Source organism: Streptomyces sp. NBC_01549, assembly GCF_026339955.1.
Classification (GTDB): domain Bacteria; phylum Actinomycetota; class Actinomycetes; order Streptomycetales; family Streptomycetaceae; genus Streptomyces.
In genome coordinates, this window is record NZ_JAPEPW010000001.1 from 6,209,525 (window position 1) to 6,231,714 (window position 22,190).

Annotated in this window: 20 protein-coding genes and 2 pseudogenes; 19 read left to right on the forward strand and 3 right to left on the reverse strand. The window is 71.1% G+C overall.

What is annotated here, in order from left to right; all coding sequences use genetic code 11:
- Nucleotides 1-69 precede the first annotated feature (69 nt).
- From OG819_RS27760 to OG819_RS27800, 9 genes and pseudogenes are all read left to right on the forward strand, one after another.
- Complete coding sequence (locus tag OG819_RS27760; RefSeq protein ID WP_266623106.1) at nt 70-897, forward strand: alpha/beta fold hydrolase; 828 nt, start codon at nt 70-72, stop codon at nt 895-897.
- Nucleotides 898-1,107: 210 nt separating this feature from the next.
- Entirely contained in the window at nt 1,108-1,794 is a 687-nt protein-coding gene (gene rpe, locus OG819_RS27765; protein ID WP_266623104.1) for a ribulose-phosphate 3-epimerase, read from the forward strand.
- Between the two features lie 78 nt (nt 1,795-1,872).
- The gene (locus tag OG819_RS27770; RefSeq protein ID WP_266581061.1) at nt 1,873-2,916 is read left to right on the forward strand and encodes a sugar-binding transcriptional regulator; all 1,044 of its coding nucleotides are present in this window, start codon (nt 1,873-1,875) and stop codon (nt 2,914-2,916) included.
- 241 nt (nt 2,917-3,157) lie between these two features.
- Nucleotides 3,158-3,607 (forward strand): ribonuclease domain-containing protein, encoded by a 450-nt coding sequence (locus OG819_RS27775; RefSeq protein WP_266623102.1) that lies wholly within the window; start codon nt 3,158-3,160, stop codon nt 3,605-3,607.
- Entirely contained in the window at nt 3,604-3,990 is a 387-nt protein-coding gene (locus OG819_RS27780; protein WP_266623101.1) for a barstar family protein, read from the forward strand. The genes OG819_RS27775 and OG819_RS27780 overlap by 4 nt, the downstream gene beginning before the upstream one ends.
- Nucleotides 3,991-4,097: 107 nt before the next feature.
- Nucleotides 4,098-5,540, forward strand: coding sequence for a GuaB1 family IMP dehydrogenase-related protein (locus OG819_RS27785; RefSeq protein ID WP_266634163.1), 1,443 nt, complete (start codon nt 4,098-4,100; stop codon nt 5,538-5,540).
- A gap of 25 nt (nt 5,541-5,565) precedes the next feature.
- Nucleotides 5,566-5,703 (forward strand): annotated as a pseudogene (locus tag OG819_RS27790) (amino acid permease C-terminal domain-containing protein); the annotation flags it as partial.
- Nucleotides 5,704-5,925: 222 nt separating this feature from the next.
- A pseudogene (locus tag OG819_RS27795) lies at nt 5,926-7,179 on the forward strand (RNA-guided endonuclease InsQ/TnpB family protein).
- A gap of 54 nt (nt 7,180-7,233) precedes the next feature.
- Entirely contained in the window at nt 7,234-7,686 is a 453-nt protein-coding gene (locus tag OG819_RS27800) for an Lrp/AsnC family transcriptional regulator (RefSeq protein WP_015661832.1), read from the forward strand.
- A 106-nt stretch (nt 7,687-7,792) separates the two neighbouring features.
- Here OG819_RS27800 and OG819_RS27805 read toward each other — a convergent pair whose 3' ends face one another.
- Nucleotides 7,793-8,533 carry a GntR family transcriptional regulator gene (locus OG819_RS27805; RefSeq protein WP_266623098.1) on the reverse strand — a complete coding sequence of 247 codons (741 nt, stop codon included), beginning with the start codon at nt 8,531-8,533 and terminating at the stop codon, nt 7,793-7,795.
- Between the two features lie 212 nt (nt 8,534-8,745).
- Here OG819_RS27805 and OG819_RS27810 point away from each other — a divergent pair, with 212 nt between their 5' ends.
- The 10 genes from OG819_RS27810 (at nt 8,746) to OG819_RS27855 (ending at nt 20,405) form a co-directional block, all read left to right on the forward strand.
- Nucleotides 8,746-9,903, forward strand: coding sequence for an ABC transporter substrate-binding protein (locus OG819_RS27810; protein ID WP_266623096.1), 1,158 nt, complete (start codon nt 8,746-8,748; stop codon nt 9,901-9,903).
- Nucleotides 9,900-10,811: an ABC transporter permease gene (locus OG819_RS27815; protein ID WP_266651436.1), complete on the forward strand. Its 912-nt coding sequence runs from the start codon at nt 9,900-9,902 to the stop codon at nt 10,809-10,811. The genes OG819_RS27810 and OG819_RS27815 overlap by 4 nt, the downstream gene beginning before the upstream one ends.
- On the forward strand, nt 10,796-11,635 hold the full coding sequence (locus OG819_RS27820) for an ABC transporter permease (protein WP_266416442.1): 840 nt from the start codon (nt 10,796-10,798) through the stop codon (nt 11,633-11,635). Before OG819_RS27815 ends, OG819_RS27820 begins: the two co-directional genes overlap by 16 nt.
- 3 nt (nt 11,636-11,638) lie before the next feature.
- Nucleotides 11,639-12,715, forward strand: a complete 1,077-nt coding sequence (locus OG819_RS27825; protein ID WP_266651437.1) for an ABC transporter ATP-binding protein — start codon at nt 11,639-11,641, stop codon at nt 12,713-12,715.
- A 44-nt stretch (nt 12,716-12,759) separates the two neighbouring features.
- Nucleotides 12,760-14,295, forward strand: a complete 1,536-nt coding sequence (locus tag OG819_RS27830) for an HAD-IA family hydrolase (protein ID WP_266651438.1) — start codon at nt 12,760-12,762, stop codon at nt 14,293-14,295.
- Nucleotides 14,296-14,456: 161 nt separating this feature from the next.
- Nucleotides 14,457-16,748, forward strand: a complete 2,292-nt coding sequence (locus tag OG819_RS27835; RefSeq protein ID WP_266651439.1) for a nitrate- and nitrite sensing domain-containing protein — start codon at nt 14,457-14,459, stop codon at nt 16,746-16,748.
- Nucleotides 16,738-17,208, forward strand: a complete 471-nt coding sequence (locus OG819_RS27840) for a roadblock/LC7 domain-containing protein (protein ID WP_266651440.1) — start codon at nt 16,738-16,740, stop codon at nt 17,206-17,208. The genes OG819_RS27835 and OG819_RS27840 overlap by 11 nt, the downstream gene beginning before the upstream one ends.
- A gap of 7 nt (nt 17,209-17,215) precedes the next feature.
- Nucleotides 17,216-17,596: a DUF742 domain-containing protein gene (locus tag OG819_RS27845; protein WP_266623085.1), complete on the forward strand. Its 381-nt coding sequence runs from the start codon at nt 17,216-17,218 to the stop codon at nt 17,594-17,596.
- A 252-nt stretch (nt 17,597-17,848) separates the two neighbouring features.
- A complete protein-coding gene (locus OG819_RS27850) occupies nt 17,849-18,637 on the forward strand; it encodes a carbon-nitrogen hydrolase family protein (protein ID WP_266581041.1) in 789 nt (262 codons plus the stop codon).
- Between the two features lie 58 nt (nt 18,638-18,695).
- Nucleotides 18,696-20,405, forward strand: a complete 1,710-nt coding sequence (locus OG819_RS27855; protein ID WP_266623081.1) for an NAD(P)/FAD-dependent oxidoreductase — start codon at nt 18,696-18,698, stop codon at nt 20,403-20,405.
- 56 nt (nt 20,406-20,461) lie between these two features.
- Here the strand turns inward: OG819_RS27855 and OG819_RS27860 are convergent, their stop codons facing one another.
- Nucleotides 20,462-21,394: an LLM class F420-dependent oxidoreductase gene (locus OG819_RS27860; RefSeq protein WP_266651441.1), complete on the reverse strand. Its 933-nt coding sequence runs from the start codon at nt 21,392-21,394 to the stop codon at nt 20,462-20,464.
- A gap of 88 nt (nt 21,395-21,482) precedes the next feature.
- Entirely contained in the window at nt 21,483-22,157 is a 675-nt protein-coding gene (locus OG819_RS27865; RefSeq protein WP_266623077.1) for a DUF5995 family protein, read from the reverse strand.
- Nucleotides 22,158-22,190 lie beyond the last annotated feature (33 nt).

Consider the following 22,190-nt stretch of genomic DNA (forward strand, 5'->3'; position numbering starts at 1 on the left):
GTGAAATATCCGTCATGCATTTCAGCCGATCAGGGATCTCGCACGTAACTCGATCGAAAGAAATATGCTATGCCTTTCATTTCCACGAAGGACGGCACGGAAATCTATTACAAGGACTGGGGTACGGGGCAGCCGGTCGTCTTCAGTCATGGCTGGCCGCTGAACGCCGACGCCTGGGACCCCCAGATCCGGATGATGGCCGAAAACGGCTTCCGCGCGATCGCGCACGACCGTCGTGGCCACGGCCGCTCGGGTCAGCCGTGGGACGGGAACGACCTGGACACGTACGCCGACGACCTGGCGCAGTTGATCGAGGCGCTCGATCTGCGTGACGTGATCCTGGTCGGCCACTCCACCGGTGGCGGCGAGGTGACGCGCTATATCGGCCGCCACGGCACCGGACGGGTCGCCAAGGCGGTGCTCCTCGGCGCGATCCCCCCGCTGATGCTCAAGACGGAAGCGAACCCCGAGGGGCTGCCGTTGGAGGTCTTCGACGAGATCCGCAAGGGCGTCGAGACCGACCGCTCGCAGTTCTACAAGGACCTCAGCGCGCCCTTCTACGGGGCCAACCGGCCCGGCTCACAGGTGTCCCAGGGCACGCGGGACGCGTTCTGGCTCTGGTCCCTACAGGTGGGGATCAAGGGTTCGTACGACTGCGTCAAGGCGTTCTCCGAGACCGACCTCACCGAGGACCTGAAGCGGTTCGACGTCCCCACCCTGATCGCGCACGGCGACGACGACCAGATCGTGCCCATCGTCGCGGCCGCGGAGAAGTCCTCGAAAATCGTCAAGGGTGCCACGCTGAAGGTCTACCCGGGTGCCCCGCACGGCCTGTCGATGGTCGCCCCGTTCAAGGACGTCTTCGACGCCGACCTGCTGGCCTTCGCCCGCGGCTGACCAACCCGGTGGCTCCCGGACCGTGTGGTGGGCCGCCCGGCAACGCCGGGTTCGTGTCACTCCGAGTGGGGCATTCGATGACTCCCTGACACGCGGTGTGTGCGGGGAGTGCCGGGTGAGCGGGGGCGCTTTCCGTCCGGCATGTCTCAGGTACGGCCCAGGGGCCGGACCAAGGAGAGCAACCGGCCCGGGGCATGGCAGGCTTGGGGCATGGCCGTGCAGATCAACCCCAGCATTCTGTCCGCGGACTTCGCCCGTCTTGCCGAGGAGGCACACGCGGTGGAAGGCGCGGACTGGCTCCATGTCGACGTCATGGACAACCATTTCGTACCGAACCTCACGCTCGGTGTGCCGGTCGTAGAGTCCCTGGCCCGTGCGACGGACACGCCGCTGGACTGCCATCTGATGATCGCGGACCCCGATCGGTGGGCGCCTCAGTACGTCGAAGCGGGTGCCGGTTCCGTCACCTTCCACGCCGAGGCGGCCGCCGCGCCGGTGCGGCTCGCCCGCGAGATCCGGGCCAAGGGCGCCCGCGCCTCCATGGCGCTCAAGCCCGCGACCCCCATCGAGCCGTACGAGGATCTGCTCCCCGAGCTCGACATGCTGCTGATCATGACGGTCGAGCCCGGTTTCGGCGGCCAGGCGTTCCTGGACATCATGCTGCCGAAGATCCGCCGCACTCGTGAGTTGATCGGCAAGCACGGCCTCGAGCTGTGGCTTCAGGTCGACGGCGGCGTGTCGGCGTCCACCATCGAGCGGTGCGCGGAGGCGGGCGCGGACGTCTTCGTCGCCGGATCGGCCGTGTACGGGGCCGCTGACCCGGCCCAGGCGGTACGTGCATTGCGCACTCAGGCTCAGGGCGCGACGGCCCATGCGGCGTGGGCGTGCGACCACTGAACCAAGGGAACGTGAACGCCGCCCATCAGGGCTGATCAAGTACGCCGGATCTGCGAGGATGAACGGCGAATCCAGAGTGTGAACAGCAGTGAGGAGAGCGCCGTGTCGGGTATGTCGGCGGGCCGGTCAGCCATGCGGATGGGACCCGCTGAGCTGGTGCAGGCGGCGGCCATGGCCCGCCGCTTCTACCTCGAGGGCAAATCCAAGATCCAGATCGCCGAGGAGTTCGGCGTCAGCCGCTTCAAGGTGGCCCGGGTCCTGGAAACCGCTCTCGAACGGGATCTCGTACGGATCGAGATCCGAGTGCCCGCCGAGCTGGACGCGGAGCGCTCCGACGCGCTGCGCGCCCGCTACGGCCTGCGGCACGCCGTTGTGGTCGAGTCCCCGGCCGAGGCCGAGGAGTCGCCCGACCCCGAGAACCTCGGCGAGGTCGCCGCCGACCTGCTCGGTGAGCTGGTCAACGAGGGCGATGTGCTGGGCCTGGCCTGGGGCCGCTCCACCATCCACATGGCGGCGGCGCTCGACCGGCTCCCGCCGTGCACGGTGGTGCAGCTGACGGGCGTGTACGACGCCGGGACCGCGGAGCGCGGATCGGTGGAGGCGGTACGGCGCGCCGCGCAGGTGTCGGGCGGCGACGCCCACCCCATCTACGCGCCGATGCTGCTGCCCGACGCGGCCACCGCGGCGGCGCTGCGCAGCCAGACCGGGATCGCCCGCGCCTTCGAGTACTTCGACAAGGTCACGGTCGCCTGCGTGTCGATCGGCTCCTGGGAGCCCGGCATCTCGACGGTGCACGACATGCTCAGCGACGAGGAGCGCGGCCACTACGCGTCCCTCGGTGTCGCCGCCGAGATGTCCGCGCACCTCTTCGACGCCGAGGGGCGCCGGGTCGGCCGTGACCTGGGCGAGCGGTGCATCACCGTCGAGGCCGACCGGCTGCGGCGTATCCCCGAGGTCGTGGCGATCGCGGGCGGACAGCGCAAGGCCGCCGCCATCGACGCGGTGCTGCGGTCCGGGCTCGTCACCAGCCTGGTGACGGACACGTCCGCCGCGGACTACCTGATGACGGCGGGGCCGGCCCCCCGCCCGGCCCTGAACCGGGCGGACCCGGACGGGCCGTGACGCGCCTGGAATGACACGGACGGCGACCCCTGTGGGGCCTGCGGGCAAACGGACCTGGCCGTCGGGGCGGATACCCCGGGTCCGTCGGGGCCGACATCGGTGACCTTCGGGGCACGTCTGCGGTGTCTCTCGCGGACGGGTGTCCCTGTCCGGGAGGGCAGGCCGGTGGGTGGTGGCCCATTGGGGGGCGCTTCGGGGTATCGGCGCGCCGGGCGGAGGGCGGCGTGGCAGCATCGGCGGCATGGTGGTGCGGTGGGTGCCCCGGGCTCTCCTGGGGCTGTTTCTGTGTTTCGGCGTGCTGCTGACGGGCTGCTCGTCGACGGAGTCGGCCGGTACCGGTATCGGTGCGGGTGCGGTGACGACAGCTCCGTCGGCGGCGCGATCGGCGGTTCCGGTTCCCTCCTGGGCCGGCGGGATGAGGACGGTCGAAGCGGCCCGGCTTCCCGCCGAGGCCCGCGAGACGCTCGCCCTGATCGACAAGGGCGGCCCCTTCCCGTACGCCCGGGACGGCGTCGTCTTCGGGAACTTCGAGGGCCTGCTGCCGAAGCACCAGCGCGGCTACTACCACGAGTACACGGTCAAAACCCCCGGCGAGCACGATCGGGGAGCCCGGCGCATTGTCACCGGGCAAGGCGGTGAGATCTACTACACCGGTGATCACTACAAGTCGTTCAGGGCGGTGCTGAGATGACGGATGGCCCGCTGGCGGAGGTGTTCCGGGCGGCGCGCGCGGTCGGATGGCAGGTCAGCGTGCTCGACCTCAGCGGAGTCTCGGACAAGGCGGGCTTCATGGAGCGCTGCGTCCGCGCCCTCGACCTGCCCGAATGGTTCGGCCGGAACTGGGACGCCCTCGCGGACTGCCTGGGCGACCCCGACTGGGGGCCCGCCAGCCCGGGCCGCCTCATCCTGGTGAGCGGCTGGCGGCGCTACGCCAAGGTCCGCCCCGACGAGTGGGAGATCGCTCAGGAGGTGCTGGAGTCGGCCGCCGGGCACTACCAGGAGCACGACGCCACGCTGTCGGTCGTCCTCTCCCTTGGAGGATCCGACCAACTGCCCCCTGACCAGCCTGGATGATCTGTGCGGGCATCACATTCAGGTCGCCATGGGAGAATGAAGTACGTGCTCTTCCCCCTGGCTGACCTGTCCGGGGGCCACCTCTGATCGACTGGGATGTGCAGCACGTGCGTTTCCTCAACGACATCCAGCCCCCGTACGACCTGACGTACGACGACGTCTTCATGGTCCCCAGCCGCTCAGCGGTCGGCTCCCGGCAGGGCGTGGACCTCACCGCCCCGGACGGCACGGGCACCACGATCCCCCTCGTCGTCGCCAACATGACCGCGATCGCGGGCCGCCGGATGGCCGAGACCGTCGCCCGCCGCGGCGGCCTCGTGGTCATCCCGCAGGACATTCCGATCGAGGTCGTCACCGAGGTCGTCACCTGGGTCAAGGGACGCCACCTGGTGCTGGACACCCCCATCGTCCTGGCTCCCCACCAGACCGTCGCCGACGCGCTGGCGCTGCTCCCCAAGCGCGCCCACAACGCGGGCGTCGTCGTCGACGAGGACGGCCGCCCGATCGGCGTGGTCACCGACGCCGACCTCACCGGCGTGGACCGGTTCACGCAGCTGGTCGAGGTCATGTCCCGGGACCTGCTGCTCCTCGACGCCGACATCGAGCCGCGCGAGGCCTTCAACACGCTGGACGGCGCCAACCGGCGCTACGCCCCCGCCGTGGACGCCGAGGGCAAGCTCGCCGGCATCCTCACCCGCAAGGGCGCCCTGCGCGCCACGCTCTACACCCCGGCGACCGACGCCGACGGAAAGCTGCGCATCGCGGCCGCCGTCGGCATCAACGGCGATGTCGCGGGCAAGGCCAAGCAGCTCCTCGACGCGGGCGTCGACACGCTCGTCATCGACACCGCGCACGGCCACCAGGAGTCGATGATCAGCGCGATCAGGACCGTGCGCGCGCTCGACCCGCAGATCCCGATCGTCGCGGGCAACATCGTCGCCGCCGAAGGCGTCAAGGACCTCATCGACGCGGGCGCGGACATCATCAAGGTCGGCGTCGGCCCCGGCGCCATGTGTACGACGCGGATGATGACCGGCGTGGGGCGGCCGCAGTTCTCCGCCGTCCTGGAGTGCGCCGCCGAGGCGAAGAAGTACGGCAAGCACGTGTGGGCCGACGGCGGTGTCCGTCACCCCCGTGATGTCGCCATGGCGCTGGCCGCGGGTGCGTCCAACGTCATGGTCGGATCCTGGTTCGCGGGGACGTACGAGTCCCCGGGCGACCTTCAGCAGGACGCCGACGGGCGCCTGTACAAGGAGTCGTTCGGCATGGCGTCCGCGCGCGCGGTCCGCAACCGTACGAGCGAGGAGTCGGCGTACGACCGCGCCCGCAAGGCCCTCTTCGAGGAGGGCATCTCCACCTCGCGGATGTTCCTAGACCCGGGCCGCCCGGGCGTCGAGGACCTGATCGACTCGATCATCGCGGGCGTCCGCTCCTCCTGCACCTACGCGGGCGCGAACTCCCTTGAGGAGTTCGCCGAGAACGCGGTCGTCGGCATCCAGAGCGCGGCCGGCTACGCGGAGGGCAAGCCCCTGCACGCCAGCTGGAGCTGACCGGTTCCGCCGTCGTACGGCCCCCGTGGTGCGCTCACGGGGGCCGTCGGCGCCGGTGCTGTCCGCGATCGGCTTCGCCCTGTGCGTGTGGATGATGAGCAGTCTTTCGGCCGTCACCTGGGTGCTCTTCGGAGTCTGGATGGCCACTGGTCTCGTGTTCTACCTCAGCCTGTTCTTGCGAGGAACCCCAGGGCTTCAGCCCTGGGAGGAATCGCGTCCTCGTGGTCGCCCCGCGGTATCGCTGCTGGGTGTTCGGTCGCGGAGCGGCCGGGTGTCGCCTCCGGCGGGCCGAGGGGACGGTGCGTTCAGAGACGGGTTCACCCGGTCGGGTGATCAAAGGTGAACGTGCGGCGGGTGGTCGTACGTGTGTGTATGTTGGGTGATCGTGAAGCTGACGGTGCAGGTGAAGCTGTTGCCGACGCCGGTGCAGGCGGCGGCACTTGAGGCAACTCTGCGCGCCTGCAACGAGGCGGCGAGCTGGGCCGACGGCGTGGCGTTCGAGAAGGATATGAAGCGGAACTTCGCGCTGCGCGAGCACACCTACGACCAGATCAAGGCCCGATGGAACCTGGGCGCGCAGGCTGCCCAGCACGTGATCAAGAAGACATGTGACGCGTACGCCACGCTCAGGGCGAACCTGCGGGCCGGAAATCTGGGCAGGCCGGGCTCGAAACGGTACCGGCGGGCCACGGAGAAGCCGGTCACGTTCCGCCCGGAGGCGGCGCAGCCGTACGACGACCGGATGCTGTCCTGGCAGATCGCCCAGCGCCGGGTCTCGATCTGGACCGTTTCGGGGCGGGTGAAGGACGTGGCGTTCACTGCGAGCCCCGAGCAGCTGGCCACGGTGGAGCTGTACCGCAAGGGCGAGTCCGATCTGGTGTGCCGGGATGGCAGGTGGTTCCTGCTGGCGACCTGCGAGGTACCCGAGGCCGAGCCGAACGCCGAACCGGTGGACTTCCTCGGTATCGACCTGGGCATCGTGAACATTGCCACCACCTCGGACGGCGAGATCATGGCCGGACGGGAACTCAACCGCATGCGCGCCCGGGAGCGCACGCTGCGCACCAAGCTGCAGAGGAAGAGCACGCCGTCCGCCAAGCGCCGCCTGAAGAAGCGGCGGCGCAAGGAGGCGCGGCGGGCACGGGACATCAATCACAAGATCGCGAAGCATGTGGTGGCCGAGGCTGAACGCACCGGTCGGGGAATCGCCCTCGAAGAACTGACGGGCATCCGCGAGCGGGTACGGCTTCGTAAGCCCCAACGGGCCACCCACTCCAGCTGGTCGTTTGACCAGCTGGGGGCGTTCATCGCGTACAAGGCCCGCAAGGCGGGGGTGCTGGTGGTGTAGGTTGATCCGGCGTACACCTCCCGTACCTGTGCCGAGTGCGGGCACATCGACAGGGCGAACCGGGTCTCGCAGGCCTGGTTCGCGTGCCGGTCCTGCGGATTCGTTGATCACGCGGATCGGAACGGCTCCCGTAACATCCGGGCCAGAGCACGGGAGTTGTGGCGATGCGGGGCCCCGTCAACGGCCCCTGCCCCACCCCTGAAACTCAAGGGTGGGACTGGACGCAAACGCCACGTCACCGCCAGTGACACCCGTTGTGCAAGCCCGGGACTTCAGTCCCGGTGTAGTTGACTTACGGCTACCGCCGCTCCCGTCTCGCGCCATCAGAAAAGTGAAACACCCGCAGTGCTGAACGATCTCGACGAACGCATCGTGCACGCCCTCGCCGAGGACGCCCGCCGCTCCTACGCCGACATCGGCCAACTGGTCGGCCTCTCCGCGCCAGCCGTGAAGCGTCGGGTGGACCGGTTGCGGGCCACGGGTGCCATCACCGGGTTCACCGTGCGGGTGGATCCGGCGGCGCTGGGGTGGGAGACGGAGGGGTTCGTCGAGATCTACTGCCGACGGAACACCTCGCCGGAGACCATTCAGCGGGGGCTGGAGCGGTATCAGGAGGTGGTGGCCGCGTCCACCGTCACCGGGGAGGCGGATGCGGTGGTGCAGGTCTTCGCCTCTGACATGCGGCACTTCGAGCGGGTGTTGGAGCGGATTGCGGGCGAGCCGTTCGTGGAGCGTACGAAGTCGGTGCTGGTGTTGTCTCCGTTGCTGCGGCGGTTTTCGTCGGGGTCGCCTACGTAAGGGGTCGTTGGGGCTGGGTGGCGGCTGCGGGTTCGGTGTGGCTGGGCGCGCCCCGCGGCGGAGCCGCTATATGTCACAGCCCCGCGCCCCTTTGGGGCGCTCCACCTCACTCCGCTGTTTTGCGGGCCAGCGCGTTGTTGCCGATCGAGTTGTGGACGCTGAAGCTCACCGCGTCCGAGCGGTAGCGGTCGTCGGACCATTCCACCGGGCGGCCTTCGCGGGTGGTCGTCACGCGGCGGACCCTCAGGAGGGGACTGGTGCGGCGGACGCCGAGGAGGTCGGCGTCCTGGGCGCCCGCCGCCACCGCGTCGATGACGTGCTCGCCGTAGGCGAAGACCAGGCCGGTGTCCTCGTAGAGCCGCTGGGTGACCGAGGGGCAGTCGGGCTCGATGGCCTCGACGGCGGGGGAGATCCAGTCCGCGTACACGGTCCGCTCCAGGAGGACCGGCTCGCCGTCCAGGCCGCGGACCCGCAGGACGTGCAACACGGGTGTCTTCTCGGGGAGTTGGAGGCGCACGGCGTCCTCCGCCGTCGCCGGGCGGTGCTCCTGCTCGACGACGTGTCCCGTCGCCTCCCGGCCCATCGCACGCGCCCACTGGGCGAAGCTGCGCAGTTCGGCGAAGCTCTGGCTGCGGCGGCTGGCGAGGACCACCCGGCGGGCGCCCTGGCGGGACCCGATGAGGCCCTCGGCGGTCAGGGCCGCGACGGCCTGGCGGACCGTGCCGCGTGCCACGCCGTACTGGGCCGCGAGGTCCGTCTCCGCGGGCAGCAGACTGCCCACCGTGTACTCCTCGCGGTCGATCGCCCGCCGCAGTTCGTCGGCGATCTCCTCGTGTCGCGCCGGCATGCTTCCCCTCTGACTCGACTGCTGTGCACAGCGTGACCAGCCTAATCGAGACCGGACGGTGATCTGCGCGCACCGGGATTGTGCAGGGAATCAGGGTTCAGGGTTTCGCCAGTGTTTACGAACACGACACCAGCGGCGGGCCTACTGGGGCCAACTTGTTCAGACAAGTTCTCCGCACTACTCGAGCCCTCGTGCGTACTCCTGGAGAGACCGTGACCGTGTTCCTGCCGAGGACCGCCGTCCTCACCGGCGGCCTCGCCGTCGCCGCCGCCCTCGCCCTCAGCGCCTGTGGCGCGGCCCCCGACGACAAGTCGACCACCGCCAACGGCAAGAGCGCGGCCACCGCGACCTCCGCCGCGGACTTCGGCGGCCTCGACGCCCTGGTCAAGGCCGCCAAGAAGGAGGGCACGCTGCACGCGATCGCGCTGCCCCGCGACTGGGCCAACTACGGCGCCCTGATCGACGGCTTCAAGAAGAAGTACGGCATCAAGATCGAGGTGGAGAACCCGGACGGCTCCAGCCAGGACGAGATCAACGCCGTGACGTCCAGGAAGGGGCAGGACCGCGCCCCGGACGTCCTCGACCTGGGCAGCTCGTTCGCGCTCAGCGCCGCCCAGCAGGGGCTGCTCGCGCCGTACAAGGTGACCGCCTTCGCCGACATCCCCGAGGGGCAGAAGGACGCGCAGGGCCGCTGGTTCAACGACTACGGCGGCTATATCTCCATCGGCTGCGACGCCAAGAAGGTCAAGGAGTGCCCGAAGACCTTCAAGGACCTGCTCAAGCCGGAGTACAAGGGGCAGGTCGCCCTCAACGGCAACCCCACCAAGTCCGGTTCGGCCTTCGGCGGTGTCTACGCGGCCTCGCTCGCAGGCGGTGGTTCGTTCGACGACATCCAGCCCGGCCTGGACTTCTTCGCCAAGCTGAAGAAGAACGGCAACTACACGCCCGTCGAGTCGACCCCGGCCACCGTCGAGAAGGGCGAGACCCCGATCAGCATCGACTGGGACTACCTGAACGCCGGTTACGCCGACGAGTTCAAGTCCAAGGGCGTCGACTGGACGGTCACGGTCCCCACGGACGGCGAGTTCTCCCAGTACTACTCCCAGGCCGTCAACAAGGACGCCCCGCACCCGGCGGCCGCCCGCCTGTGGCAGGAGTACCTCTACAGCGCCGAGGGCCAGAACCTCTGGCTGGGGGGCTACGCCCGCCCGGCCCTGATGACCGCCATGGAGACGGCCGGCACCCTCGACAAGACCGCCGCCGCCAAGCTCCCCGCGGTCTCCGGCACGCCCAAGTTCCCGACCGAGGCCCAGCAGGCCAAGGCCAAGACGGTCCTCGCGCAGGGCTGGGGCAAGGCCGTCTCCGGATGACCACCGTCCTCACCGAGGCCGAGGCCGACGTGACGCCCGCCGCCGTCGCTTCCCAGCGGCGGCGGCGCCGCGCCCCCGGCTGGCTCGCCGTCCTCCCGCTGCTCGTCTTCGTCGCGATCGCCTTCGGCATCCCCGCCCTGGCCATGCTGAACGGCGCCTTCACCGTCAAGGACCAGACGACCGGCGCCACCTCGTACACCACGGCCAACCTGACCGGCTCGCTCCAGGGCGCCTACCTCACCGCCCTGATCGGCAGCGTCAAGCTGTCCGCGGTCTCCGCGGGCCTCGCGACCGTCCTCGGACTGCCGCTCGCCCAGGCCGTGGTGACCTCCCGCTTCCGCGCCCTGCGCGAGGCGGTCCTCACCGCGTCCGGCGTCCTCGCCAACTTCGGCGGCGTCCCGCTGGCCTTCGCCTTCGTCGCCACCCTCGGCAACGCCGGTGTCCTGACCCAGCACCTGGGCCTGAAGGACAAGGGCTGGAACCTCTACAGCTTCTGGGGCCTGGTCATCGTCTACCTGTACTTCCTGATCCCGCTGATGGTCCTCACCATCACGCCCGCCCTGGAGGGCCTGCGCTCCCAGTGGCGCGAGGCCGCGCAGAACAACGGCGCCACCGGAATCCAGTACTGGCGGCATGTCGCCCTCCCCGTCCTCACGCCCTCCCTGCTCGGCGGCCTCGTGCTGCTCTTCGGCAGCGCCTTCGCCGCCTACGCCACCGCGGCGGCCATGGTGGGCAGCGCGGTCCCGCTGGTCACCCTGCAGATCGCCGACGCCATCTCCGGCAACGTGCTGGTCGGCCAGGAGAACGTGGCGCTCGCCCTCAGCCTCGACATGGTCCTCATCGCGGGCTTGGTCATGGCCGTGTACCTGCCCCTGCAACGACGGAGCGCGCGATGGCTGGAAGCCTGAACAAGACGGCACGGGTACGTCCCTGGCGCGGGGTCGTCCTCGTGTGCGCCGGGCTCTACTTCCTGGTCCCGCTCGCCGCGTCCGTGATCTTCACGGTCGACGTGCCGAACCAGGGGATCACCTTCGACGCGTACCGTCAGATCGTCTCCGCCGACGGCTTCGGCTCCAGCCTTCTCCTCTCGCTGGAACTGGCCGCCGCCACCATCGCCGTGGTTCTGCTGCTCATGGTGCCCGCGATGGTCGCGCTGCGGCTCGGCGCGCCGAAGCTGCGGCCCGTCGTCGAGGTGATCTGCTCGCTGCCGCTGGTCGTCCCGCCGATCGCCTTCGTCGCCGGGATAGCCACGGTCCTCAAGTGGGGCCCCGAACACCTCTCCCGCACCCCGCTGTTCGAGACGTTCGTGGCCCTCCAGAACCCGGACTTTCCGTTCGTCCTCGTGCTCGCGTACGTCGTGATGGCGCTCCCGTTCGTGTACCGGGCCCTGGACGCCGGGCTGCGCTCCGTCGACGTACGCACCCTCGTCGAGGCCGCACGCAGCTGCGGGGCGAACTGGCCGCAGGCGCTGGTGCGGGTCGTGCTGCCCAATCTGCGCGGAGCGCTTCTCAACGCCTCCTTCCTCACCCTGGCCCTGGTCCTCGGCGAGTTCACCGTGGCCCAGTTGCTCGGCTTCCAGCCCTTCGCCGTGTGGATCTACAGCGTCGGCGGCTCGCAGGCACAGCTCTCCGTCGCCGTCTCCGTGCTCAGCCTGCTCGTCACCTGGGCCCTGCTCCTCTCGCTCGCCGGGCTCGGCGGGCGCTCCCGTTCCGCTTCCGCATCCCGGGGATGAACCATGACCGTCACCACGCTTGAGAAGGCCGCCGACGCCAAGGCCGCCACCGTTGAATTCCGTGGCCTACGACGGGAGTTCGGCCCGACCGTCGCCCTCGACGGCCTCGACCTGACCGTCCGGCCCGGCGAACTCCTCGCCCTGCTCGGACCCTCCGGCTGCGGCAAGACCACCGCGCTGCGGATGCTCGCCGGGTTCGAACACCCCGATTCCGGCGAGGTGCTGGTCGACGGCGAGGACGTCACCCGGGTCCCGGCCCACCGTCGCGACGCCGGGATGGTCTTCCAGTCGTACAGCCTCTTCCCGCACCTCAGCGCCCTCGACAACGTGGCCTTCGGGCTGCGGATGCGCAAGGTACGTACGGCCGAACGGCGTTCCCGCGCCGCCGAGTTGCTCGACCTCGTGGGCCTCGCCGACAAGGGCGAGCGATTCCCGCACCAGCTCTCCGGCGGCCAGCAGCAGCGCATCGCGCTGGCCCGCGCGCTCGCCCTGCGTCCGCGCGTGCTGCTGCTCGACGAGCCTCTCTCCGCACTGGACGCCAAGGTGCGGCTCACCCTGCGTGAGGAGATCCGCCGGCTTCAGCAGGAACTCGGCATCACCACCCTGTTCGTGACGCACGATCAGGAGGAGGCGCTGTCCATGGCGGACCGTGTCGCCGTGATGCGGGCCGGGCGGCTCGAACAGTGCGCCGCGCCCGCCGAGCTGTACGGGCGGCCCGCGACGGCCTTCGTCGCCGAGTTCGTCGGCACGATGAGCCGGATTCCGGGGCGGCTGGACTCCGGCGTGGTGGAGGTGCTCGGACAGCGGCTGCCCGTCGACGGGGACGCGCCCGCCGCGACGGAGGTGGATGTGCTCGTACGGCCCGAGGCGGTGCGGGTACGTGGGGACGACGCCGGCACCGCCCGTGTCGTCGCCACCGCCTTCCTCGGCGCCGCCACCCGCGTCACCGTCCTGCTCCCGGACGCCACCGAGGTCAAGGCCGACCTGTCCACCCACGAGGCCGCCGGGCTCGGCTCGGGCGCCGCCGTGACCGTGAGCCTCCCGGAGCGGCCGGTGCTGGTGGCCGAGCGCACGCGGTAACCGCCGCATCCCCCACTGAGAAAAGCCGAGTGAAAGAGAGCACCGTGACCCTCCGCACCACCGCCCCCCACCTCCCGCTCCAGGCCGTCCTGTTCGACATGGACGGCACGCTCGTGGACACCGAGCGACTGTGGTGGGAGGCGGTGGAGCAGGTGGCCGACGGGCTCGGGCGCCCGTTGACCGGGGCCGACCAGCCGGAGGTGCTCGGCCGGCCCGTCGAGTACACCGCCGCCTGGCTCGGCGGGCTCACGGGTACCGGGGCTCGGGAGATCGCCACCGAGCTGCACCGGGAGTTCGCGGACCGGGTCCGCACCGGCATCGTGCCCCGCCCGGGTGCCCTGCGGCTCCTCGGCGAACTGGTCCGCGAGGGTGTCCCCACCGCCCTCGTGACCGCGTCGCCGCGCGCCGTCGCCGACACCGTTCTGGCGGCCCTGGGCGCCGAGCACTTCGCCGTCTCCGTCACGGCCGACGACACCGAACGCACCAAGCCCGCCCCCGACCCCTACCTCGCCGCCTGCCGCGCCCTCGGCGTCGAGCCCGCCGGGTGCGTGGCCGTGGAGGACACCGAGACGGGTGTGGCGTCCGCCGAGGCCGCGGGGTGTGCGGTGCTCGCCGTGCCCTCGCTCGCGCCGATCGCCTCCGTGCCCGGACGCACCGTCCTGACCAGCCTGGAGGAGGTGACCCCGGCCCGGCTGCGCGCCATGGTCGCGCCCCGCGAGCTGCGGGTGATGAGCTGGAACCTCTGGTGCGGCGGGACGAAGGTCGACGACCACCGCGAGAAGCAGCTCAAGGTCATCGCCGGGACCGGCGCGGACGTGGTCGGCCTCCAGGAGACCTACGGCACCTCGGCACAGGAGCTCGCCGAGGCACTCGGCTGGCACCACCACCGGGCCGGCGAGAACCTCGGCGTCATCAGCCGCTACCCGATCACCGCCCACCACGGCGACCCGGACGTCGGCTTCTACGGCGGCACCGGAGTGCGCGTCCGGCTGGACGGCGGCCAGGAGGTGGACGTCTGGAGCGCCCACCTCGACTACACGCCGTACGGCCCCTACGAGGCCCGCTTCGACCGGCTCCCGGCGGCCGAACTCATCGCCCACGAGGGCGTCCGGCTGGAGCAGATGCGGGAGATCCTGAGGCGGATCGCCGAGTCCGCCACCGAGGCGGTCCCCGTGGTCCTGGTCGGTGACTTCAACGCGCCCTCGCACCTGGACCGGCCGGACGTCGAGTGGCCCGTGACCAGGGCCGCCGAGGAGGCCGGCCTGCGCGACTCCTACCGCGAGGCCCACCCCGACCCCGTACGGGAGCCCGGGCACACCTGGTCGCCGGTCCATGTGGAGCACGAGGACGGCAGCGGGCGGCCCGAGCCGCAGGACCGGATCGACTTCGTGCTGCACCGGGGGCTGACCGTGCTCGACTCCCGGGCGCTCGGCACCGGCACGCCGCGACCCTGGCCCGACGTCGCCGGCAACGACTGGCCCTCGGACCACGCCGCGGTCGTGACCACCTTCGCCGTGCCCCGCGCCGAGCTCTCCGACCCCGCCGAACTCGCCGACCGGCCGGGCATGTCCGCGCACTGAACCGAGAGTCAGTCCAGGAAGCCATGAGGAAGCCATGAGGAAGCCATTGCGATGCGGGCGCGCCATCACGTAGGTTGATCCGCGCCGCTACCGGCGAGTAACACCGATGGGTAACCAACCGTCGCCCGGCCACCCGACCGTCCTGTCGTCCTGGGGAGTCCATGCGCTGGTCCTTCGGCCGTCCCACCACGGTCCGTACGCGCATCGTGGCGCTCGCGCTCGCACCGGTGGTCGCCCTCATGGTGCTGTGGAGCTTCGCCATGGTGTCCGTCACCGGCGAACTGCGCGCGCTCGTCCGGGTCCAGGGGATGTACGACGACTTCGGGACACCCGTCGACACGGCGGTCGGCCAGATCCAGATCGAACGGCGGCTCGCGGCCGCCTACCTGGGCGCGGACCACGGCACGGCGGCGGCCCTCGACCTGATGGCGCAGCAGCGCCGCACCGACCGCGCCGTGACCGCCATGCGCACGGCGATCCGGGACGGCGACCGCGGCCGGCTCTCCGGCAGGCAGCGACAGGCGCTCGACGCCGTGCTGCGCTCCTTCGACGGGCTGGAGGGGCTGCGGGAGCGGGTGCTGTCCCGCGCCATCACCTGGGACCGGGCGGTCACCGAGTACGGCACCCTCGTCGAACCCGGCTTCGACGTCGAGTCCGCGCTGACCGCGCTGCAGGCCGGACAGCTGGCGCGCGAGGCCCAGGTGGTCATCGAGCTGGTGCGGGTGAGGGAGTTCGTCTCCCGGGAGGACGCCCTCGTCGCCGGGGCGCGGGCCGCCGGATCGCTCACCGACCGCCAGTACGACACGCTCACCGCGACGATCGAGGACCGCCGGGTCTTCGAGCGGACGTATGTGCCCGACCTCCCCGCCGACTCGCGTGCGCTCTTCGAGGAGTTCCAGCGCGGTTTCCTGTACCGGGGGTTGACCCGGGGCGAGGACGCCCTGCTGCGGGCGGGCGCGCGGGGCGCGGGGGAGGCCGTCGCGGCCGGCTCCTGGCGCACCACCACCGACCGGGCGGTCAAGCGGTACATGCAGCTGTGCACGCGCTCGGCCGTCAACTCCGCTGAACGCGGACGGGCCTTCGCCTACCGGGAGCTGGCCAAGACCGCGATCGTCGGTGTGCTCGGACTCGCCGCCGTGGGACTGTCCCTGTGGTTCGCTGTACGCGGCGCCCGGCGCATCTCCCGCCGTCTGGAGACCCTCCGGGACGCCGCCGACCTCCTCACTAACCGCCAACTGCCCGACGTGATGAGGCGGTTGAGTGCGGGCGAGGACGTGGACGCCGCCACCGAGGCACCACCCCTGGCCGACGGGGAGGCGGGAGCCGACGAGATCGGCCAGGTCGGCCGGTCCTTCAACACCGCCCGCCTCGCGGCCGTCGAGGCCGCCGTCAAACAGGCCACCCTGCGCAGCGGGCTGTTCGCGGTGCTCCTCAACATCGCCCGCCGCAACCAGGCGCTCGTCCACCGCCAGCTCAAACTGGTCGACACGCTGGAGCGGCGCACCGACGACCCGGACGTCCTGGACGACCTGTTCCGGATCGACCACCTCACCACCCGGATGCGGCGCCACGCGGAGAGCCTGATCATCCTCTCCGGCGCGGCGCCCGGCCGCAGATGGCGCCGACCCGTACCCGTCGCCCGCGTGATGGCCTCCGCGGTGAGCGAGATCGAGGAGTACGCGCGCGTCGTGGTCCCGCCGATGCCGGAGGTGGGTGTCGCGGCGGACGCCGTCGCCGACGTCGTCCATCTGATCGCCGAACTCGTCGAGAACGCCACCGTGTTCTCGCCGCCCCAGGCCCAGGTCACCCTGCGTACCGGCCGGACCGGGGGCGGGTTCGTCCTGGAGATCGACGACCGGGGACTCGGCCTCGAGCCCGAACAGATCGAGGAGGCCCACCGCACCCTCACCACACCGGACGACTTCGACCCGACCCGGCACGACCGGCTCGGGCTGTACGTGGTGGGGCGGCTCGCCGCACGGCACGGCATCGAGGTCACGCTGTGCCGGTCGCCGTACGGCGGTACGACGGCGGTGGTGCTGCTGCCGGAGGCGGTCCTCGCGCCGGTCGACCCCGAGCGGCCGGAGCCGGCGGCGGACACGGACCGGCGAACGCTGCCGTCCCGGACCTCCCCGAGGGGCACCGCGGTCCTCCGGAAACCGCGAGAGGCACACACGCGGCACGTGGACCCCGCGCCGGAGAGCGCTCCGGCCACGAGCCCGGCCGCCCTGCCCACCCGAGTCCGGCAGACCTCCCTCGCCCCCCAGCTGCGCACCGAGGGCCCGGCCGCCGACGAGACGCCGGAGCGCGAGGTCACCCCCGAGGAGGTCCGCGCGGTCTTCGGCGCCTTCCAGCGCGGCCTCGACCGCGGCCGCAAGGGCCTGCCCACCGGGCCCGGCTCCGAGCGGCGAACCGACACCGAGGAAGGGACGGACGCCGACGATGCTCCGTGACCAGACCCCCGAGCACTCCGACCGGGCCATCGAGCCCACGAGCACCACCGCCGAATCGCCCGGCGCGGACCTGGGCTGGCTGCTCGACGACCTCGTGGCGAGGACCGAGCATGTCCGGCAGGCCGTGCTCCTCACCGCCGACGGCCTCCCGCTGAGCTGCTCGGACGGTATGCGCAGACGGGACATCGAGCACCTCGCCGCGGTCTGCTCCGGCTTCCACAGCCTGGCCCGCTCGGCCGGCGAACGCTTCGCCGCGGGGGAGGTGCGCCAGACCATGGTGATGCTCGACGACGCCTATCTCTTCATCACCCCGGCGGGCGACGGCAGCCGGCTGGCCGTCCTGAGCGAGGTGCAGACGGACGTCGGACAGCTCGCCCACGAGATGGCGCTGCTCGTCCGCCGGGTGGGCCGCCACATGGCCGCCGCCGTACGGTCGGCCGCCGACCCCGCGGGCCCCTGACCCGGCCGTGACCGACGACCACTGGTACGAGGACGAGACCGGGTCGATGGTGCGGCCCTACACCGTGACACGGGGCCGGACCCGGCCCTCGGATCGGCACACGATCGATCTGATGTCGCGGGTCACCGCCCTGAGGACGGACGAGGGCCGGCCGGGTGTCGACCACGCCGGCGCCGCCCTGCTGGCCCTGGTGCGCCACGGACCCCGGCCGGTCGTCGAACTCGCCGCCGACGCCGACCTGCCCCTGACCGTCGTCCGCGTGCTGCTCGGCGACCTGGCCGAGGCCGGACTCGTACGCATCGACGCACCGCGCCGCCTGGAACCGGGCGCCCCGGCGGCCGACCCGGAGCTGCTGCGCGAGATCGTGGAGCGACTGCGCGAGCTGTGAGACCCGGACCCGGACCCGGACCCGGACCCGAACCCGGACCGGGATGTCGGGACGGCTCTTGACGACGTCTGTGACCTGCGCCTCAGGGGGTTTCGGGCGCTGTCCGAGGGCGCGCAACGAATCGCCGCCCAAGGCCGGGCGCACGCAACGATTCGTCCACCGGCACGCAACGGCTCCTCCTTGTCCCCCCGAGCCCTCCGCCCGTACCGTCTAGACAGCCCCCGAACCCCTCCGTACCCGCGAGGACCACGCATGCGCACAGCCCTGCTCCAGAGCTCCGGCCGCCCCGGCTCGGTCGTCGAGAACCTGAAGGTCCTCGACGAGGCCGCGGGCCGTGCCGCCGCCGCCGGGGCCGGGCTCGTGGCGGCGCCGGAGATGTTCCTCACCGGGTACGCGATCGGCGACGACATCGCCCGCCTCGCCGAGCCCGCCGACGGGGACTCCGCCGACGCGATCGCCGAGATCGCCACCCGCCACGGCGTCGCCGTCGCCTACGGCTACCCCGAGCGCGAGGGCGAGACGGTCCACAACTCCGCCCAGCTCATCTCCGCCGACGGCACCCGGCTCGCGAACTACCGCAAGACCCACCTCTTCGGCTGCTTCGAGCGCGACCACTTCACACCCGGCGTCCAGCCCGTCGTCCAGGCCGAGCTGAACGGCCTCCGCGTCGGCCTCATGATCTGCTACGACGTCGAGTTCCCGGAGAACGTCCGGGCGCACGCCCTCGCCGGCACCGACCTCCTCGTCGTGCCGACCGCGCAGATGCACCCGTTCCAGTTCGTCGCCGAGTCCGTCGTCCCGGTGCGCGCCTTCGAGAACCAGATGTACGTCGCGTACGTCAACCGGGTCGGTCCGGAAGGCGAGTTCGAGTTCGTCGGACTGTCCACGCTGGCCGGTCCCGACGGGATCGCCCGCACCCGGGCCGGACGCGGTGAGGAACTCGTCCTCGCCGACGCCGACCCCGACTTCCTCGCGGCCTCGCGCGAGGCGAACCCGTATCTGAAGGACCGCCGCCCCGGCCTCTACGGGTCGCTCGTCTGACACCCGGCCGCCTCCGGCGCCTCCCCTCACCAGCTTTCCCGCAAGGAGTCCGTACCCCATGACGTCCACGGTGCCCACCGCCGTCCAGCACGCCGACGCGCAGCAGCCGCCGATCACCATGTTCGGACCGGACTTCCCGTACGCGTACGACGACTTCCTCGCCCACCCGGCGGGCCTCGGCCAGATACCCGCGACCGAGCACGGCACCGAGGTCGCGGTCATCGGCGGCGGCCTGTCCGGCATCGTGGCCGCCTACGAGCTGATGAAGATGGGCCTCAAGCCCGTCGTCTACGAGGCCGACGAGATCGGCGGCCGCCTGCGGACCGTGGGCTTCGAGGGGTGCGACCCGTCCCTCACCGCCGAGATGGGCGCCATGCGCTTCCCGCCCTCCTCCACGGCCCTCCAGCACTACATCGACCTGGTGGGTCTGGAGACCCGGCCGTTCCCCAACCCCCTCGCGGAGTCCACTCCCTCGACGGTCGTCGACCTCAAGGGCGAGTCGCACTACGCGACCACCGTCGACGACCTGCCGCAGGTCTACCGCGACGTGATGAACGCCTGGAACGCCTGCCTCGAAGAGGGCGCCGACTTCTCCGACATGAACCAGGCCATGCGCGAGCGCGATGTGCCGCGCATCCGCGAGATCTGGGCGAAGCTCGTCGAGAAGCTCGACAACCAGACCTTCTACGGCTTCCTCTGCGACTCGGACTCCTTCAAGTCCTTCCGGCACCGCGAGATCTTCGGCCAGGTCGGCTTCGGCACGGGCGGCTGGGACACCGACTTCCCGAACTCGATCCTCGAGATCCTCCGGGTCGTCTACACCGAGGCCGACGACCACCACCGCGGCATCGTCGGCGGCTCCCAGCAGCTCCCGCTGCGCCTGTGGGAGCGCGAGCCGCAGAAGATCGTGCACTGGGCGTACGGCACCTCGCTCGCGAAGCTGCACGACGGCGCCCCGCGCCCGGCCGTGACCCGGCTGCACCGCACCGCGGGCAACCGGATCACGGTGACGGACGCTAACGGCGACATCCGCACGTTCAGGGCGGCGATCTTCACCGCCCAGTCCTGGATGCTGCTCTCCAAGATCGCCTGCGACGACTCGCTGTTCCCGATCGACCACTGGACGGCGATCGAGCGGACCCACTACATGGAGTCCTCCAAGCTCTTCGTGCCGGTCGACCGGCCCTTCTGGCTGGACAAGGCCGTCGACGACAAGGGAAATCCGACGGGCCGTGACGTCATGTCGATGACGCTCACCGACCGCATGACCCGCGGGACCTACCTCCTCGACGAGGGCCCGGACAAGCCCGCCGTCATCTGCCTCTCGTACACGTGGTGCGACGACAGCCTGAAGTGGCTGCCGCTGTCCGCGAACGAGCGGATGGAGGTCATGCTGAAGTCGCTCGGCGAGATCTACCCGAACGTCGACATCAGGAAGCACATCATCGGCAACCCGGTGACCGTGTCCTGGGAGAACGAGCCCTACTTCATGGGCGCGTTCAAGGCGAACCTGCCCGGCCACTACCGCTACCAGCGCCGCCTGTTCACGCACTTCATGCAGGACGCGCTGCCCGAGGACAAGCGGGGCATCTTCCTCGCCGGCGACGACATCTCCTGGACGGCCGGCTGGGCCGAGGGCGCCGTGCAGACCGCGCTGAACGCGGTCTGGGGCGTCATGCACCAGCTGGGCGGGGCGACCGACCCGACCAACCCCGGGCCCGGCGACGTCTACGACGAGATCGCGCCGGTGGAACTGCCCGAGGACTGAGCCGGGCCGGTCCGCCTGGGCCGGCCCTCGTGAGGCGGCCTTCGTGGGGCGGCCGGTCAGATTCCGGCCGCCCGCGCCGCCGCGTACACCTCGGCGGCCAGGTCCTTGAGCTCCTCGGCGTCCCGCGGGCCCTCCTGGAGGTCGAGGAAGTACTCGTCGAGACCGATCTCGGCGTACGGCACCAGGTCCGACACGATCTGGTCGACGTTGCCCTGGAAGGGCTGGCGGTCCGCGCCGTCGTAGGCCTTGGCGGAGGGGCGCGCGTTGACCCGTACCGCCGACTGGATCGGCTCGGTGCGCCCGCGCTCGGCCGCGAAGTCCTGCACCTGCCGCCACTGGGCGGCGAGTTGGTCGGCGCCTCCCTGGGCCACGGGCTGCCAGCCGTCGCCCCGGTCCACGAGCCGGGTCAGTGCCTTCTTGCTGAAGGCGGGCAGCAGGATCGGGATCGGCCGGGCCGGCTTCGGGGCGACCACAGCCGACTCGATCCTGGTCAGCCGTCCCTCGTACGACACCGGGTCCGGGCCCCACACCGCACGGCACACGTCGAGGACCTCGTCCAGGACCCGGCCCCGCTCCTCGAACGGCGCCACGCCCGCGGCGGCGTACTCGTCGTGCGACCAGCCGGTACCGAGGCCCACCACGACCCGGCCACCGCTCGCCGCATCCAGCGTGCCGAGGGTCCTGGCCAACTGGAACGGGCCGTGCAGCGGGGCGACCAGCACGCTGGTGCCGAGGCGCGCCCGCTGCGTGGCCGCCGCGGCCAGCGTCAGGGTCACCAGCGGCTCGGCGACGCCGCGGTACAAGTCGGGCCAGGGCAGGTTCGGGACGCCGTACAGCCCCTGTGTCGCGGGCTCCGGGAACAGGGCGCGCTCGAACACCCACAGGCTCTCGTAGCCGATCTCCTCAGCCGTGCGCGCCACGTCCGGGACGTCGCGACCGATGTCGAACTGGCGTGTTTGAGGAAGACTCAGACCCAGCCGAGCAGCCATGCTCGTGCTCCTTCGCATCAGGCATTTGAACCGTGAACGTATCGCGTACGAGAGTGAGTTACGGGTCGTACGCGGCGGTATGGCCGGATCAGTCCCCCAGAGGCGTGAGCAGCATCCGGCCGGCCAGGCCCACCACGTTGCCGAGACGGTCGGCGAACTCCTCGGCGAGGTCGGGGAGTCCGCGCAGCGCCCACAGGGCCCGCGCCGCGGACCATGCGGCGTCGCGGGCCTTCTCCAGGCTCCACGAGCCGAGCAGATGGGTGAGCGGATCGGCGATCTGGAGGAGGTCGGGGCCCGGCATCAGATCTTCGCGGACGCGCTCCTCCAGCGAGACGAGGAGGTCACCCACGCGCTCGAACTCGTCCTCCAGATCGGCCGGTTCGCAGCGGAGCGTACGACAGGTGTCCACGACGGCGAGCGCCAGATCGTGTCCGACGTGCGCGTTGACGCCCGCGAGCGCGAACTGCAGCGGACGTACTCCGGGATGGCGCCGGAACTGGAACAGCGGGCGCCAGCAGGCGGGTGGAGACCCCTCCTCGGCCACACGCAGATAGCGCTCGGCGAAACGTACATCCAGCGTGACCGCGGCCTCGCCGTCCGGGAATTCCCCCGCGCCCAGGCGCCGTTCGACCTCCACCGTGACGGTGAGGTAGACGCGGTTGAAGACCGCGACTCCGTCCCGCTCGGGCAGGGTCGCCGCCAGGGCGCGCATCCGGGAGACGACGGCGTCCACGGGGGTGGTGAACTGTTCCAACTGCGTCATGAGGGCAGGGTCCCAGTCCTAGGCTGACCGGAG

Excerpts from the sequence above, each read along its gene's own strand:
- OG819_RS27760 (WP_266623106.1), top strand. The coding sequence starts at position 70 with ATGCCTTTCATTTCCACGAAGGACGGCACGGAAATCTATTACAAGGAC.
- rpe (WP_266623104.1), top strand. The coding sequence starts at position 1,108 with ATGGCCGTGCAGATCAACCCCAGCATTCTGTCCGCGGACTTCGCCCGT.
- OG819_RS27775 (WP_266623102.1), top strand. The coding sequence starts at position 3,158 with ATGGTGGTGCGGTGGGTGCCCCGGGCTCTCCTGGGGCTGTTTCTGTGT.
- OG819_RS27780 (WP_266623101.1), top strand. The coding sequence starts at position 3,604 with ATGACGGATGGCCCGCTGGCGGAGGTGTTCCGGGCGGCGCGCGCGGTC.
- OG819_RS27805 (WP_266623098.1), bottom strand. The coding sequence starts at position 8,533 with ATGCCGGCGCGACACGAGGAGATCGCCGACGAACTGCGGCGGGCGATC.
- OG819_RS27815 (WP_266651436.1), top strand. The coding sequence starts at position 9,900 with ATGACCACCGTCCTCACCGAGGCCGAGGCCGACGTGACGCCCGCCGCC.
- OG819_RS27820 (WP_266416442.1), top strand. The coding sequence starts at position 10,796 with ATGGCTGGAAGCCTGAACAAGACGGCACGGGTACGTCCCTGGCGCGGG.
- OG819_RS27825 (WP_266651437.1), top strand. The coding sequence starts at position 11,639 with ATGACCGTCACCACGCTTGAGAAGGCCGCCGACGCCAAGGCCGCCACC.
- OG819_RS27835 (WP_266651439.1), top strand. The coding sequence starts at position 14,457 with ATGCGCTGGTCCTTCGGCCGTCCCACCACGGTCCGTACGCGCATCGTG.
- OG819_RS27840 (WP_266651440.1), top strand. The coding sequence starts at position 16,738 with ATGCTCCGTGACCAGACCCCCGAGCACTCCGACCGGGCCATCGAGCCC.
- OG819_RS27850 (WP_266581041.1), top strand. The coding sequence starts at position 17,849 with ATGCGCACAGCCCTGCTCCAGAGCTCCGGCCGCCCCGGCTCGGTCGTC.
- OG819_RS27855 (WP_266623081.1), top strand. The coding sequence starts at position 18,696 with ATGACGTCCACGGTGCCCACCGCCGTCCAGCACGCCGACGCGCAGCAG.
- OG819_RS27860 (WP_266651441.1), bottom strand. The coding sequence starts at position 21,394 with ATGGCTGCTCGGCTGGGTCTGAGTCTTCCTCAAACACGCCAGTTCGAC.
- OG819_RS27865 (WP_266623077.1), bottom strand. The coding sequence starts at position 22,157 with ATGACGCAGTTGGAACAGTTCACCACCCCCGTGGACGCCGTCGTCTCC.